We start from the raw sequence: 14,733 nt of genomic DNA on the forward strand, positions 1-14,733 counted from the left end.
GGGCGAGGCGGGGGCGTCGCGTGGTGCGTACGGGGTCGAGGCGGGGGGCGTCACGTGGCGGGTACGGGTTGAGGCGGGGGGTGTCGTGTGGCTCGGATGGGGTGGAGGGGTGGGTTGGGGCGTTGCGTGAGGTGCTGGTGGGGTGTGTGGGGGAGGGGGCTGGGCGTGGGGAGTGTGTTTGGGTTTGTTGGGGGTGGGGCCGCGTGGGGGCGTGGGGTGCGGTGGGAAGAGTCGTAGCGTCAGGCGCACTGTGCGGTAGGAACCGACGCGACCCGAGGTGAGCGGCGTGAACGACGATGGCCGAACCGGTCTGCACTGCCTGGTCACGGGGGCCACGGGGTATATCGGGGGCCGGCTGGTGCCCGAGTTGTTGGCGGCGGGGCACCGGGTGCGGTGCGTGGGGCGTTCGCCCGAGAAGCTGCGCGCGCACCCCTGGGCGGACCAGGTCGAGATCGTGCGCGGCGACGTGCTGGACGCCGACGCGACGCGCGCCGCGATGGAGGGCATCGACGTGGCGTACTACCTGGTCCACGCGTTGGGCACCGGGCGTGGCTTCGAGGAGAGCGACCGTCGCGCCGCGCGGGTCTTCGGTGAGTGCGCCGCCGGCGCGGGCGTACGCCGCCTGGTCTACCTCGGTGGCCTCACGCCGGCCGGCGTGCCGCGCGAGGAGCTCTCGCCACACCTGCGTTCGCGGGCCGAGGTGGGCGACATCCTGCTCGACTCGGGCGTGCCGGCGGCCGTGCTGCGCGCCGCCGTGATCATCGGCTCCGGCTCCGCGTCCTTCGAGATGCTGCGCTATCTCACCGAGCGGCTGCCGATCATGATCACACCGAGTTGGGTGCGGACCCGTATCCAGCCGATCGCCGTCCGCGACGTCCTGCGCTACCTCGTCGGGAGCGCCGAGCTGCCCGCCGGGGTGAGCCGCGCGTTCGACATCGGCGGTCCCGACGTCATGACGTATCTGGCGATGATGCGCCGGTACGCCGAGGTCGCCGGGCTGCCTCGGCGGGTCATCGCGCCGGTGCCGGTGCTGACGCCACGGCTGTCCGGCTACTGGGTGGGCCTGGTGACGCCGGTGCCGCACGCCATCGCCAAGCCGCTCGCGGCCTCGCTGCGGTACGAGGTCGTCTGCCAGGAGCACGACATCGCCCGGTACGTGCCCGACGCGCCGGGCCAGCCGATGCCCTTCGACACCGCGCTCGCACTGGCCCTGCGCAAGATCCAGGACGCGCAGGTCGCCACCCGCTGGTCGTCGGCCGCGCTGCCGGGCGCGCCGAGCGACCCGTTGCCCACCGACCCGGACTGGGCCGGCGGCAGCCTGTACATCGACCTGCGCGAGTCGGCCGTGGACGTCTCGCCGCAGGCGCTGTGGCGGGTTGTCGAGGGCATCGGCGGGGAGAACGGCTGGTACTCCTTTCCGCTGGCCTGGGCGGTACGCGGCTGGCTGGACCGGCTGGTCGGCGGGGCCGGGCTGCGGCGGGGGCGCCGCGACGCCCAGCGCCTGCGGGTGGGCGACGCGCTCGACTTCTGGCGGGTCGAGGCCGTCGAACCGGGCCGACTGCTGCGGCTGCGTGCCGAGATGCGGATGCCGGGGCTGGCGTGGTTGGAGCTGCGGGTGGACCGGGAGGAGGACAGCGGTCGTACGTGGTACCGGCAGCGGGCGCTGTTCCACCCGCGCGGGCTGCTGGGCCACGCATACTGGTGGGTTGTCGCGCCCTTCCACACCGTCATCTTCGGTGGCATGGCCCGCAACATCGTGCGGGCCGCCACCCGCGAGACGGCGCCCGACGCGGCACCGCCCGCCACACCGCGCTGACCCCGCCCACCGTGCCCGCCCCGCCCCGCCCCGCAGACCGACCGTCCCACCCACCGCGACCGCACCGGCCGAGGACGGAGACCCCCCGCCCACCGGCCGAGGACGGAACCACCCGACCAGCCACGTCCGCCCCGCCCGCACCGACCGTCACGCCGCGCCCCGCCTACCGGCGGACGCCGTCCGCCCGCCGCGCCCGACCACGTGGCTCGACCACCCGCACGAGCCCGCCCCGCCGCGACCGACCACCCCGCCCCCCACGCTGGCCGCCGCACCGGAAGCCGACCACCCCACCGACACCACGCACCACACCTCGCCCACCACCTCCCGCCCACCACCCCCCACCCACCGCGACCGAACCACTTCGCCGCGTAGACCGACCGCCCCGCCGCCACCGTCCACCCCGCCACCGTCCACCCCGCCACCGTCCACCCAGCCGCCACCGACGACCTCGCCCGAGACCGACCGCCTCCGCGTCGGTCACCGCGTGAGCCGACCACCCAGCCGAAACCGACCAGCCCGCCCGCCGCCCGACCACACAGCCCTCCACGGCCCCCCGCGTCCGATCCGCACCGGACCGTCCGCCATCCGGGCCCGACCACTCACCCCCGCCGCGCAGACCGACCAACCGCCGTACCCGACGACCCCCGCCGCGAAGGCCGACCGCCCACCGTCCACCTCGCCACCGACCACCCAGCCCCCACCGACCGCCTCCGCGCCAGCCCCGCGTAGACCGACCGCCCCGCCGCCACCGTCCACCCCGCCACCGTCCACCCAGCCGCCACCGACGACCTCGCCCGAGACCGACCGCCTCCGCGTCGGTCACCGCATGAGCCGACCACCCAGCCGCTCCGAACAGCCCGCCTGCCACACCGTCACCCCTGCCACACCGTCACCCCTGCCCCACCCCTGAACCGTCCGCGTTCCCGTCCGTTCCCACTCACCCCCACCCGCCCCAGCGCCGTTCCCGCCCCGCCCCAGCGCCGTTCCCGCCCCGCCCCAGCCCCGTTCCGTCGATCGCGTGGCGCTCGTTCGCCTCGCCTGACAGCACCGAGCCGGTCTCCGTGGCGTTGGTCCATCGGGGGTCGGGTCCCGTTCCGTCGGGTGAGCTGGCGGCGGGACGTTCCCGTCGCGCCTCGCGACCCCGTGCGCATCTGGACCACCCGACCAGGAGGAGCCGATGAAGGTCTCCGTCGTCTTGTTCACCGCCGATCTGCGGGTGTACGACCACCCGCCGCTGCGGGCCGCCACGGCGGGCGGCGGCAGGGTGGTGCCGCTCTTCGTCTGTGACAACGGCATCCTCGCGACCGGCTTCGAGACACCCAACCGGGAGGCGTTCCTCCGCGACTGCCTGGCCGACCTGGATGCCGGGTTGCGTTCGCGCGGGGGCCGGCTGGTGCTGCGTTCGGGGGATGTGGTGGAGGAGACGCTGCGGGTCGCGGCGCAGGTCAGGGCGGCGGAGGTGCATGTGTCCGCGGGGGTGAGCGGTTACGCGCAGCGCAGGGAGGAGCGGTTGCGGGTCGCGTTGGAGCGGGACGGGCGGCGGCTGATCGTTCACGAGGCGGTGACCACGGTCCTGCCGCCCGGGGCCGTGACCCCCTCGGGGGGTTCCGACCACTTCGCCGTGTTCACGCCGTACTTCCGCGCCTGGTCCCGCCAGGCGCCGCGCGATCCGCTGCCGGCCCCGCGCAGCGTGCGGCTGCCGGACCGGGCCGTGGCCTCCGACCGGATGCCCGTACGTGGTGCCGTGCGCGGGGTCTCGCCGGGGCTGGCGGCCGGCGGTGAGAAGGACGGCCGGCGCCGGCTGACGGCGTGGCTGCGCGACGGGCTGACCTCGTACGGAGAGGGGCACGACGACCTGCCGGGCGACGCGACCTCCCGCCTCTCGGCGCATCTGCACTTCGGCACGCTCTCGCCGGTCGAACTCGTCGCCCGCGCGCGCAAGGTGGGCGGGCCCGGCGCGGAGGGCTTCGTACGACAGCTCTGCTGGCGGGACTTCCACCATCAGGTGCTCGCCGCGCGGCCCGCGACGTCCTCGGCCGACTACCGGCCGCGCGGCGACCGCTGGCGCGACGAGGAGGACGGGGCGGCGGCGGAGGACATCGCGGCCTGGCGGGCCGGCCGCACCGGCTTTCCCGTGGTGGACGCGGCCATGCGGCAACTGGCCCACGAGGGCTGGATGCACAACCGTGGCCGGCTGCTGACCGCGAGTTTCCTGACCAAGACGCTGTACGTCGACTGGCGCGTCGGCGCCCGGCACTTCCTGGAACTGCTCGTCGACGGCGACGTGGCCAACAACCAGCTCAACTGGCAGTGGGTGGCGGGCACGGGCACCGACACCCGGCCGGGGCGCGTGCTCAACCCCGTCCGGCAGGGGCGGCGGTTCGACCCGGACGGCGCGTACGTACGTCGCTGGCTGCCCGAGCTCGCCGAGCTGGCCGGGCCCGCGGTGCACGAGCCGTGGAAGCTGTCGGCGGAGGAGCGCGCCCGCTACGACTACCCCGAGCCGATCGTCGACCTCGCCGCCGGCCGCGACCGCTTCCACCGGGCCCGCGAGGGCGACTGAGGGAGCGGGATCCCGGGCGACCGGGGACGGGGCGGCGGGGAGGGAGCGAGGGGCCGGGGCGCGGGCCGCGCGGCGCGACTGTCAGTGCGGCGGTCTAGCGTGGTGTGCAGTTCGACCCCGCGTGGGGCGGCGCGGCCGGGGAGCCGGTGGCCGTTCCACGGCCCGCGCCGTCCTTCCCCGGGAGTACCCCGATGACCATTCGCCGCGTCGTCCCCAACATCGCCTCCCAGGCCCCCGAGCTAAGCCGCGACTTCTACGGGCTGCTGGGCTTCGAGGAGGTCATGAACCACGGCTGGATCATGACGCTGGCCTCGCCGTCCGACCCGACGGCGCAGGTCAGCCTGATGACCGAGGACAGGACCGGGCCCGTGGTGCCCGACCTGAGCGTGGAGGTGGACGACGTGGACGCGGCGTACGCGGCGGTGCGGGCGAGCGGGGCGGAGATCGTGCACGAGCTGCGGGACGAGGAGTGGGGCGTACGCCGGTTCTTCGTCCGCGACCCCAACGGCCGGGTGGTCAACGTGCTCAGCCACCGCTGACCCGGCTGACCCGGCGGCGCGGCGGGGGCCGGGGTCAGGGTCGGTCGGGGTCGGGGCTGGGACAGCGTGTCCGTGACGATCGTGGCCGCCTCGGCGATCAGCCGGTTGTCGTGGTCGGCGTTCCTGTCGGCGCGGTGGGTCGTGACGGCCAGGACGAGGGGGGCCGAGTTCGGCGGCCACACCGCGGCGATGTCGGCACGGGTGCCGTAGGTGCCGCCGGCGCCGGTCCTGCCGCCGACCCGCCCCCCTTCGGCACGCCGGCCCGGACGAGCCCGTCCCCGGGGTGATGGGTACGCGGCCAGGTGGTGAGCTGGGCGCGTTCGGCCGGTCGGAGGACGTCGCCGAGGACGAAGGCCCGCAGGTCCACGCGCGAACGCCCGGGGCGTGGTGGTGTCCCGCGTGGAGGCCGGGCCCCAGTCGTCGAGCCCGGGTTCGACCTCCGCTCAAGCCGCCGCGACGCGCCGACGGGGCCGCCCCGCGAGGTGGAGGTAGAGGTGGGTGCCGGGGCCGACGGCGTGTGCGACGCGGGCGGCCCCGTCCGGGTCCCGGCCGGCGCGTCCGAGGAGCCGCCCGCGCCGCAGGCCGCGCGGGGGGCGAGGGGCAGTGCGGCGAGCGCGCCGACGACGGTGTGCCGGGCGCGGGTGTGTCGCATGGTGCGCAACCTCCGGGGGTGCCCCGCGAGCGGGGGGCCGGGCGGCGTCGGCCCGGCGGCGTGTCAGCGCGCCTCGCGGGACGCCTGGCGGGCGAGGAACTCCTCGAACGCCGCCTTCTGCTTCGGGTCCATGAAGCCCTGGCGGACCTCGCGGGCCCGCTCCCGGAGCCAGTGCGCCTCGCCGGGGTCCAGCAACTCGGCGACCACGACACCGTCGCGCGCCACCGCCGTGCGCCCGCCCACGCGACGGCGGTAGAGCGTGAACGCGCCGTGCTCCACGGGGTGGGCCAACTCGGCCCGCTCCACCACGTCCCGGCCCGCGCCCTCCTCGTCGCCGGCCGCGTACGCCGCCGGGGCCCAGTGCTCCCACCGGGCCAGCGTGGCCGCGGGCACGAGCACCCGGCGCTCGGGCTCGCGGCCCCCTTCGTACACGAACGTCACCGTGACCGGTTCGCCGACCGCCTCGGCCAGCCCGAGCGCCCGCTCCATCTCGTCGTTGATCGGGTAACTGACCACCGCGTCCACCTCAATGCCCATGACGCCAGAGGCTACGGCCCCCCTCCGACACCCGGGCCGGGGCGACGGGCGCCGCGCCGCCTGGCGGGGCCGGAAGGCCGGCCCCCTCGCGTGGCGAAGGGGGCCGGCCGCTGACCTACGGCGTTACCGCCGCGCCGTTCAACGCCACTTCTGGTAGCTGCCGTTGTTTCCGACGTGGGTGTAGACCTGTTTGCGGGCGTTGCTGTCGAGATAGAAACCGGTGGCGACGTTCCTGAGGCGGTAGTTGCCACCTGACTTGGTGATCTTCCATTTCTGGTAGCTGCCGTTGTTTCCGACGTGGGTGTAGACCTGTTTGCGGGCGTTGCTGTCCAGATAGAAACCGGTGGCGACGTTCTTGAGGCGATAGCCTCCGCTTACCCTGGTGACCTTCCACTTCTGGTAACTCCCGCTGTTACAGGCGTGTGTGTACACCTGCTTGGCGGAATTGCTGTCCAGGCAGAATCCGGTGGCCACATTCCGGAACTGTTCCGTGCCCGGGACCGACGCCTGGGCCGGGCCGGCCGTGGCCACGAGCCCCGCGCCGGCAATGGCCGCGGCGGTCGCGGCCGAGGTGAGAGCCTTTCTCGTGGACATTGTTCTCCTTCTTCGAGTGGTGCCCGACGGGCTTTCGGGTGAACGTAGCCATCGGCGTCGCGCGCTGGCAACGGCCGTATACGGAAGGAATCCCTCGCCCGCGCGTATGCGCCATCTCGCGCCTTGGGTGTGCCGCCGCGATAACCACCTGTCGGTGGGGCGACATCTCGTGCGCGAGTACTGAAAAGCGGTCTCCGTTCGCTACGGAAAAGGAAGGTGGCCGACAGTGGAGAGCCGTGACCGGGGTACGGGAATTCTCAGGCGAGCACCATGAGGCTGCTGGAAAGGCGAGGGGTCATGCCACGCGCCGTTCGTAACTGACCGGATAGGACGTACGCGTGCGCCGTTTCCCACCACGGGCGGACGCGTCGTGCGCCCCCACGCGACGGCGCTCGGGCGTCCCGTGGAGAACCGGCCCGGCTCCCACGGCCGGCCGGCTCGTGCCGCCTCGGCGGCCGCTACGATGCGGCGATGCCCTCCCAACGAAGTCGCGGAGCCGAGCGGTTGATCGCTCTCGCCTGGCTCGTGGCGGCCCTGGGGGCCGTGGGCATGGAGCGGTACGCGACGGGGACCGTGCACTCCGAGTGCGTCGTGGCCGTCTCCCGCATCACCAGCCCCACCGTCCCCACCGAGCCCGACCTGGCGATCTGGACGCGCGAGCGGGACGTCACCGACCGGGCCTTCGCGACGGCCGTCGAGTCGGGTCGCTGTGAGCCGCCCCGCAAGCGCTGGGAGCTGTGGTTCGACTGAGGCGTTCCGCCGCGCCGGTCGCGTCGTCGATCACCTCGCCGGCTCCCGCCCGGCGCGGCCCGTACGGCACCGGTGCCGGGTCAACTCGGGCGCGGCGCACGGAAACTCGCGCGCACCGCGCCGCCCCGCCGCCTACCCTCCCGACCATGACCGCGCCCGATGCCACGCAGCAGCCCCAGCCCCACCCGCAGCCCGACTCCCGGCCCCCGTCGCAGCCCCGCCCCGGGGCGGACACCGCGTACGTCTGGCGGGGGGACTTCGCCAACCCCGAGGTCAACGCGTTGCACGCGCAGGGCTTCGACCACCCCCCGCTGGACATCGACTGGCACACCCAGGTGCACCGGCACAGCCTGGGATGGGTGTGCGCGCGGCGCGGGGGCGAGCTGGTCGGATTCGTCAACGTCGCCTGGGACGGCGGGGTGCACGCGTTCGTCCTGGACACCGTGGTCGCCGAGGAGGCGCGCCGGACGGGCGTGGGCGCGCGGTTGGTGGCCGGGGCCGTGGACGGGGCGCGGGCCGCGCGGTGCGAGTGGCTGCACGTGGACTTCGACGACCACCTGCGCGCGTTCTACTTCGACGCCTGCGGGTTCACCCCCACCGACGCGGGCCTCATCGCCCTGTGAGCGGAGCGCGGCGGCCCCGGACGATCGCCGGGCCGCCGCCCCGCCGGCGGGGGTCAGAGCTTGCGCAGCCGCAGGCGTTGCACCTTGTGGTCGGGGCCCTTGCGGAGTACGAGGGTGGCGCGGCCCCGGGTGGGGGCGACGTTCTGTTGCAGGTTGGGGCGGTTGACGGTGCGCCAGATCATGCGCGCGTAGTCGAGTGCCTCCTCCTCGGAGACCTGCGTGTACTTGCGGAAGTACGAGAACGGGTTCTGGAACGCCGTCTCGCGCAACTTCCGGAACCGGCCCAGGTACCAGCGCTCGATGTCCTCCGCCCGCGCGTCCACGTACACGCTGAAGTCGAAGTAGTCGGCGAGCGCCACCCTGGTGCGGCCGTCCTTGCCCGGCAGCGCGGGCTGGAGCACGTTCAGACCCTCGACGATGAGGATGTCGGGGCGGCGCACGGTCAGCCGCTGGTCGGGCACGATGTCGTACACCAGGTGGGAGTAGACCGGCGCGCTGACCTCCTCCTTTCCCGCCTTCACGTCGGCCACGAAGCGGGTCAGGGCCCGGCGGTCGTACGACTCGGGGAAGCCCTTGCGGGACATCAGGCCGCGCCGGTGCAGTTCGGCGTTGGGCAGCAGGAAGCCGTCCGTGGTGACCAGCTCGACGCGCGGGTGCTCCGGCCAGCGCGCGAGCAGGGCCTGGAGGAGCCGGGCGGTGGTGGACTTGCCGACCGCGACACTGCCGGCCACCCCTATGACGAACGGCGTGCCCCGCTGCGCGCCCTGCCCGCTGCCCGCGTCACCCAGGAAGGTGTTGAGTGCGCCCCGCAGGTTGCTGGTGGCGCCGACGTACAGGTTGAGCAGCCGGGACAGCGGCAGGTAGACGTCGCGCACCTCGTCGAGGTCGATGACGTCGCCGAGGCCACGCAGTCGCTCCACCTCCTCCGCCGTCAGCGGCAGCGGGGTCTTCTCGCGCAGCCCGCTCCACTGGGCGCGCGAGAGATCGACGTACGGACTCGAATCGGTCCGCCGCGGGGCACCGCCGTGCTGCCCGCCTTGCGGCCGTTGGTCGCTTACCGAAGACCTGATCACCGATTCATTGTCCGTTCTCCCGCCGACGCGCGGAGCGTGCGTTCCATCACGCCACGCCCCGACCGCCGGCTGACCGCCATCCGGCCGTCCCCGACCCGGGCGCGGACGCCGCCCCCGCGCGCGAAGGCGCGACCACGCGGGAGGGCGGTTCGCCCGCGATGTCGTGCCGGCCGGGCCCGGGCGCCTGGAGTGTCGGGGGCGCGGCTCGGCGGCGACGCGGTGGGCCGGCCGCGTAACCTCGCCACGTCCGGGACGGTGGAGTGAGGCGGTGGCGACGGTGCGCGCGAGAGCCGGGGGCCGTGGCCCACGCGGGGTGAGAGGGACAGGCGCGTGATCATCGGAGTGGGAATCGACGTCGCCGAGATCGACCGGTTCGGCGCGGCCATGGAGCGTACGCCGGGACTGGCCGGGCGCGTCTTCGTGGCACGGGAACTGTGGCTGCCCAGCGGCGAACGGCGCGGTACGGCCTCGCTGGCCGCCCGGTTCGCGGCGAAGGAGGCCCTGGCCAAGGCGCTGGGCGCGCCGAGCGGGCTGCGCTGGACGGACGCCGAGATCTGGACGCTGCCCACCGGCCAGCCCCGGCTGCGGGTACGGGGCACGGTCGCGGAGCGGGCCGCCCAGCTCGGCGTCCGCGCCTGGCACGTGTCGCTGAGCCACGACGCGGGGGTCGCCTCGGCCGTGGTGATCGCCGAGGGCGAGCCGGGGCCCGGAGTCGGGGCCCCCGCCGAGGCCGGGGACGACTGGCCGGCGGACGACACGCCGGCGACCTGACGCGGCCCCCTCGACGTGCGCGGCCCCGCCGGCCCCACGGCCCCGCCGGCCGGCTGGCGTGCGGCGCGGGAGACTGGGCGCATGAGGACTGCGTACAGCGTGGAGACCGTACGGGCCGCCGAGCGGGAACTGATGGCGCGCCTGCCGGCAGGGACACTCATGCACCGGGCCGCCGCCGGCCTCGCCGTGGCCTGTGCCGGGGTACTGGGCGCCGGCGGGGCGGGGCCGGGCGGGCGCGGTCGGGTCTCCGGCGCGCGGGTGGTGCTGCTGGTGGGCAGCGGTGACAACGGTGGCGACGCGCTGTACGCGGGCGCCCGGCTGGCCCGCCGTGGCGCCGGGGTCACCGCCCTGCTCCTGGCGCCCGACCGTACCCATGCCGACGCCGCCACGGCGCTGCGCGCGGCCGGCGGCCGGTTCGTCGACGCGGTGGACGTGACCGTCGCCACGAGCACGGCGGGCGAGCCGGGTGCGGGTGGCGGTCCGGGAGGGGGGCCGGGCGCGGCCGGCGGGGGCGCGGGGTCCCGTGCGGTCCGTGGGGCGCACCCCGCTGCGCGCGCCATCGCGCGGGCCGATCTCGTGCTGGACGGCGTCGTGGGCATCGGTGGCCGGGGCGGGTTGCGGCCGGGGGCCCAGGCGCTGGTCGCGGCCGTCGTCGCGGCCGGGGTGCCGGTGGTCGCGGTCGACCTGCCCAGCGGCGTGGACGCCGACACCGGCGAGGTGCCGGGCGCGGCGGTACGCGCCACGGCCACGGTCACCTTCGGCACGTACAAGCCCGGCCTGCTCATCGACCCGGCGGCCGAACGCGCCGGCGCCCTGCGCCTGGTGGACATCGGCCTGGGCCCCTGGCTGCCGCCCGTGCCCGACGTGGAGGCGCTCCAGCACGCGGACGTGGCGGCGGTGCTGCCGCGCCCGGCGGCGGAGAGCGACAAGTACCGGCGCGGGGTGGTCGGCGTCGTCGCCGGCTCGGCCCGCTACCCGGGCGCGGCCGTGCTCGCCGTGGCGGGCGCGCTGCGCGGCGGCGCCGGTGCGGTGCGGTACGTGGGGCCCGCCGCCGACGCCGTGATCGCCCGTTTCCCCGAGGCCCTGGTCTCCGCCGGCCCGCCACACCGGGCCGGCCGGGTGCAGGCGTGGGTGGTCGGGCCCGGCGTGGGCGACGACGCGCAGGCCCGGCAGGCGCTCACCGACGTGCTGGCCAGCGACGTCCCCGTACTCGTCGACGCGGACGGGCTGCGCCTGCTGCCCCCCGACGGCGTGCGCGCGCGCCCCGCCGCCACCCTGTTGACCCCGCACGCGGGCGAGGCGGCGGCGCTGCTCGGCTGGTCCCGCGCCGAGGTCGAGACGCGACGGCTGGCGGCGGTCCGCGCCCTCGCCGCGCGGACCGGCGCGACGGTGCTCCTCAAGGGCTCGACCACGCTGGTCGCCGGCCCGGACGCGGAGCCCGTACGGGTCAACCCGACCGGCACCGCCTGGCTGGCGACCGCCGGTAGCGGCGACGTCCTGTCCGGCCTGACCGGCGCCCTGCTCGCCACCGGCCTGGCCGCCCGCACGGCCGCGTCCGTCGGTGCCTACCTGCACGGCCTGGCGGCCCGCCACGCGGCGAGCGCCCCCGGACACCCCGGCGCTCCCGTCACGGCCTTCGAGGTCGCCGAGGCCCTCGGCGCGGCGTGGCGCGACGTCACCACGGCCTGAGCCGCCCCGAGCGACGCCGTCCGCCTCCGCCGACCGCCGATGTCGCCACGGGGGCCCGGACGGTGGCCGGCACGTCCAGCTGTCCTCCCCGTCGCCCGGCGCGGGCTCGCGCGCCGGCCTCGGCCGGCAGCGGCTCGCCCTCGTGCCTGCCGCCGTCGGCGGCTGCGGCGGCTTCGGTCGCTTCAGTCGCTTCGGTCGCTCCGGCGGCGTACGCGCCCGGGCCAGGCGCCCCGGCCGGGCAGCGGAACGGGCCACCTCGCCACCCCTGGTCGTCCGGCGTGCGCCGCGGAGCGCGCCCCGGCGGCACGCGGGCGGGCGCGTGAGCGGAGCACCGCCGTGTCGGGTGCGGGCCCGGGCGGGGCCGGAGCGGGCGGGGCGCGTGCGGCCGAGGCCCGGGACAGCAGGAGGGCGAGGCCGCGGGCCGGGGCGCTGGCCCGGGGTGGGGCCCCGGCTCGCCGGCGCCCCGCCTCGGTGGCCCCGCCGCCCGCCCGTCGCCCGCTCCGGGGGCTTCACCGTGGGGGCCTGAGAGACTGGTCCCGATGAACGAGACACCGATGCGTGCCCGGGCCGTGGTCGATCTGGCCGCGTTCCGGGACAATGTTCGCGCGCTGCGGGACCGCGCGCCCCGGGCCGAGCTGATGGCCGTGGTCAAGGCGGACGGGTACGGGCACGGGGCCGTGCCGTGTGCGCGGGCGGCCCGGCAGGCGGGCGCTGGCTGGTTGGGCACGGCCACCCCGCAGGAGGCGCTCGCGCTGCGCGCGGCCGGTGACACCGGGCCTCTGATGTGCTGGCTGTGGACGCCGGGCGGGCCCTGGCGGGAGGCCGTCGCCGCCGACATCGACGTGTCGGTGAGCGGACTGTGGGCGCTGCGCGAGGCGATCGCCGGGGCCCGCGCGGCGGGGCGGACGGCGCGGGTGCAGCTCAAGGCGGACACGGGCCTGGGGCGCAACGGCTGCCAGCCGCACGACTGGGACGAGCTGGTGGCCGCCGCCCGGCGGGCCGAGGCCGAGCGGACGATCAAGGTCACCGGCGTCTGGTCGCACTTCGCGTGCGCGGACGAGCCGGGCCACCCCTCGATCGTCGCCCAGCTCACCGCGTACCAGGAGATGCTGGCGCGCGCCGAGGCCGCCGGCATCTCGCCCGAGGTACGGCACATCGCCAACTCGCCGGCCACGCTGACCCTGCCGCACGCGCACTTCGACCTGGTGCGCACCGGCATCGCGACGTACGGCATCTCGCCGAGCCCGGAGGTCGGCGCCAGCGCCGACTTCGGGCTGCGCCCGGTGATGACGCTCTCCGCGTCGATCGCGCTGGTCAAGCGGGTGCCGGCCGGGCACGGCGTCAGCTACGGACACCACTACCGCACGCCCGGGGAGACGACGCTGGCGCTGGTGCCCGTCGGGTACGCCGACGGCGTGCCGCGCGCGGCCTCCGACGCGGGGCCGGTGCTGGTCGCCGGCAAGTGGCGGACGGTGGCCGGCCGGGTGGCGATGGACCAGTTCGTGGTGGACCTCGCCGGCGACCGGGCCGCCGTGGGCGAGGAGGCCGTGCTGTTCGGGCCGGGCGACCGGGGCGAGCCGACGGCCGAGGACTGGGCGCGGGCCTCGGGCACGATCGCGTACGAGATCGTCACCCGCGTCGGCCAGCGGGTGCCCCGCGTCTACCGGAACGCGACCGACGAACCCGGCCCCACCCCAGCGCACTCCGCGAACACCCCGGGCGCCACCGCCGAGCCGCGCCGGCCGGGAGACGAGGGGGCGGGCGGCCCGGCATGAGCGAGGACGCGGGCAGGGCGGTGGACGCGGTGGGCGACGCGGCCCGGGCGGCGGCCCGCGCGGGCTGGCGGCGCGGGGCGGGGTTCGCGGGCGCCGCGATAGGAGTGGTGGCCGCCGGTGCCGCCGTCGGCGTCGCCGTGGAGCGGCTGACCGTCGGCCGAGGCGTACGGCGCAAGGCCCGGCTGGCGCTGGACGCGTCCGGCCCCTACGGGTCGCTGCGCGGCGTCCCCGGCACGGCCGTGGCCGAGGACGGTACGGAGCTGGCGTACGAGATCGAGGCCGGCCCGCGCCCGGTGGGGCCGGCGGGCGGGGCCGAGCCGGCCGGGGCGGACCCGCTGACCGTGGTGTTCTGCCACGGCTACTGCCTGAGCCAGGACTCCTGGCACTTCCAGCGGGCCGCGCTGGCCGGCACCGTCCGCGCCGTCTACTGGGACCAGCGCAGCCACGGCCGCTCCGAACGCGGCCGGGCGCAGCGTACGGACGGCGAACCCGTCACCATCGACCTGCTCGGCCGCGACCTGCGGGCGGTCATCGAGGCCGCCGCGCCCAGGGGGCCGCTGGTCCTGGTCGGGCACTCGATGGGCGGCATGACGGTCATGGCGTTGGCCGCGCAGTTCCCGGAGCTGGTGCGGGAGCGGGTGGTCGGCGCGGCGTTCGTCGGCACCTCGGCGGGCCGGCTCAGCGAGGTCAGCTTCGGGCTGCCGGCGGCCGGTGTACGCGCCGTGCGGCGGGTGCTGCCCAGCACGCTGCGGGCGCTCGGCGCGCAGGCGGAACTGGTGGAGCGGGGGCGGCGGGCGACGGCCGACCTGTTCGCCGGGGTGATCAAGCGGTACTCGTTCGGCTCGCGGGACGTGGACCCCGGCGTGGCGCGGTTCGCCGAGCGGCTGATCGAGGCGACGCCCATCGACGTGGTGGCCGAGTTCTACCCGGCCTTCGCCGAGCACGACAAGTCCGAGGCGCTGCCGCTCTTCGGCGGCCTGCCGGTGCTCGTCCTGGCGGGGGAGCGGGACCTGATCACCCCGAGCGAGCACAGCGAGGCCATCGCCGACTTCCTGCCCGAGGCCCACCTGGAGATCGTCCCCGACGCGGGCCACCTGGTGATGCTGGAGCACCCGGAGACCGTCACCACCGGCCTGCTCCGCCTGCTGGCCGCCACCGAACCCGCCGCCGCTCCCGGCCCCGCCGGCCCCGCCGACCCGCCGGACCCCGCCACCACCCCGGACCCCGCCGACCCCGCCTCCGCCGCCCCGCGCCGTCCCGAGGCCGGGCCGGCCTGAGTCGCCGCCCGCGTCGGGGCCCTCCCGCCCCGCGCGCCGGGGCGCCCCGGACGCGTGACCGGGGCGGGCGTTTC

Annotated in this window: 12 protein-coding genes; 9 read left to right on the forward strand and 3 right to left on the reverse strand. The window is 76.2% G+C overall.

Annotation, left to right across the window (positions count from 1 at the left end):
• The first annotated feature begins 286 nt into the window (after nt 1-286).
• The 3 genes from ACFVFR_RS23015 to ACFVFR_RS23025 all read left to right on the forward strand — a co-directional run bounded on the left by ACFVFR_RS23015 (nt 287) and on the right by ACFVFR_RS23025 (nt 4,918).
• Nucleotides 287-1,816: an SDR family oxidoreductase gene (locus tag ACFVFR_RS23015; RefSeq protein ID WP_383704631.1), complete on the forward strand. Its 1,530-nt coding sequence runs from the start codon at nt 287-289 to the stop codon at nt 1,814-1,816.
• 1,177 nt (nt 1,817-2,993) lie between these two features.
• Nucleotides 2,994-4,379, forward strand: a complete 1,386-nt coding sequence (locus tag ACFVFR_RS23020; protein WP_383704634.1) for a cryptochrome/photolyase family protein — start codon at nt 2,994-2,996, stop codon at nt 4,377-4,379.
• Nucleotides 4,380-4,570: 191 nt separating this feature from the next.
• A complete protein-coding gene (locus ACFVFR_RS23025; protein ID WP_383704636.1) occupies nt 4,571-4,918 on the forward strand; it encodes a VOC family protein in 348 nt (115 codons plus the stop codon).
• A 715-nt stretch (nt 4,919-5,633) separates the two neighbouring features.
• Here the strand turns inward: ACFVFR_RS23025 and ACFVFR_RS23030 are convergent.
• Nucleotides 5,634-6,107, reverse strand: a complete 474-nt coding sequence (locus tag ACFVFR_RS23030) for a hypothetical protein (RefSeq protein WP_383704638.1) — start codon at nt 6,105-6,107, stop codon at nt 5,634-5,636.
• A 138-nt stretch (nt 6,108-6,245) separates the two neighbouring features.
• Complete coding sequence (locus ACFVFR_RS23035; protein ID WP_383704641.1) at nt 6,246-6,701, reverse strand: RICIN domain-containing protein; 456 nt, start codon at nt 6,699-6,701, stop codon at nt 6,246-6,248.
• 471 nt (nt 6,702-7,172) lie between these two features.
• Between ACFVFR_RS23035 and ACFVFR_RS23040 the strand changes: the two genes are divergently transcribed.
• Complete coding sequence (locus tag ACFVFR_RS23040; protein WP_383704643.1) at nt 7,173-7,451, forward strand: hypothetical protein; 279 nt, start codon at nt 7,173-7,175, stop codon at nt 7,449-7,451.
• Between the two features lie 146 nt (nt 7,452-7,597).
• Entirely contained in the window at nt 7,598-8,074 is a 477-nt protein-coding gene (locus ACFVFR_RS23045; protein ID WP_383704645.1) for a GNAT family N-acetyltransferase, read from the forward strand.
• Between the two features lie 53 nt (nt 8,075-8,127).
• Here ACFVFR_RS23045 and coaA read toward each other — a convergent pair whose 3' ends face one another.
• Nucleotides 8,128-9,147, reverse strand: coding sequence for a type I pantothenate kinase (coaA, locus tag ACFVFR_RS23050; RefSeq protein WP_383704648.1), 1,020 nt, complete (start codon nt 9,145-9,147; stop codon nt 8,128-8,130).
• 330 nt (nt 9,148-9,477) lie between these two features.
• Between coaA and ACFVFR_RS23055 the strand changes: the two genes are divergently transcribed.
• From ACFVFR_RS23055 to ACFVFR_RS23070, 4 genes are all read left to right on the forward strand, one after another.
• Nucleotides 9,478-9,918, forward strand: a complete 441-nt coding sequence (locus ACFVFR_RS23055; RefSeq protein WP_383704650.1) for a holo-ACP synthase — start codon at nt 9,478-9,480, stop codon at nt 9,916-9,918.
• Nucleotides 9,919-9,999: 81 nt separating this feature from the next.
• Nucleotides 10,000-11,607 (forward strand): NAD(P)H-hydrate dehydratase, encoded by a 1,608-nt coding sequence (locus ACFVFR_RS23060; protein ID WP_383704652.1) that lies wholly within the window; start codon nt 10,000-10,002, stop codon nt 11,605-11,607.
• A gap of 539 nt (nt 11,608-12,146) precedes the next feature.
• Nucleotides 12,147-13,382 carry an alanine racemase gene (alr, locus tag ACFVFR_RS23065; protein ID WP_383704654.1) on the forward strand — a complete coding sequence of 412 codons (1,236 nt, stop codon included), beginning with the start codon at nt 12,147-12,149 and terminating at the stop codon, nt 13,380-13,382.
• Nucleotides 13,379-14,659, forward strand: a complete 1,281-nt coding sequence (locus tag ACFVFR_RS23070) for an alpha/beta fold hydrolase (RefSeq protein WP_383704656.1) — start codon at nt 13,379-13,381, stop codon at nt 14,657-14,659. The genes alr and ACFVFR_RS23070 overlap by 4 nt, the downstream gene beginning before the upstream one ends.
• Nucleotides 14,660-14,733: the final 74 nt, after the last annotated feature.

It is taken from the genome of Streptomyces sp. NPDC057702 (assembly GCF_042799315.1).
Classification (GTDB): Bacteria; Actinomycetota; Actinomycetes; order Streptomycetales; family Streptomycetaceae; genus Streptomyces.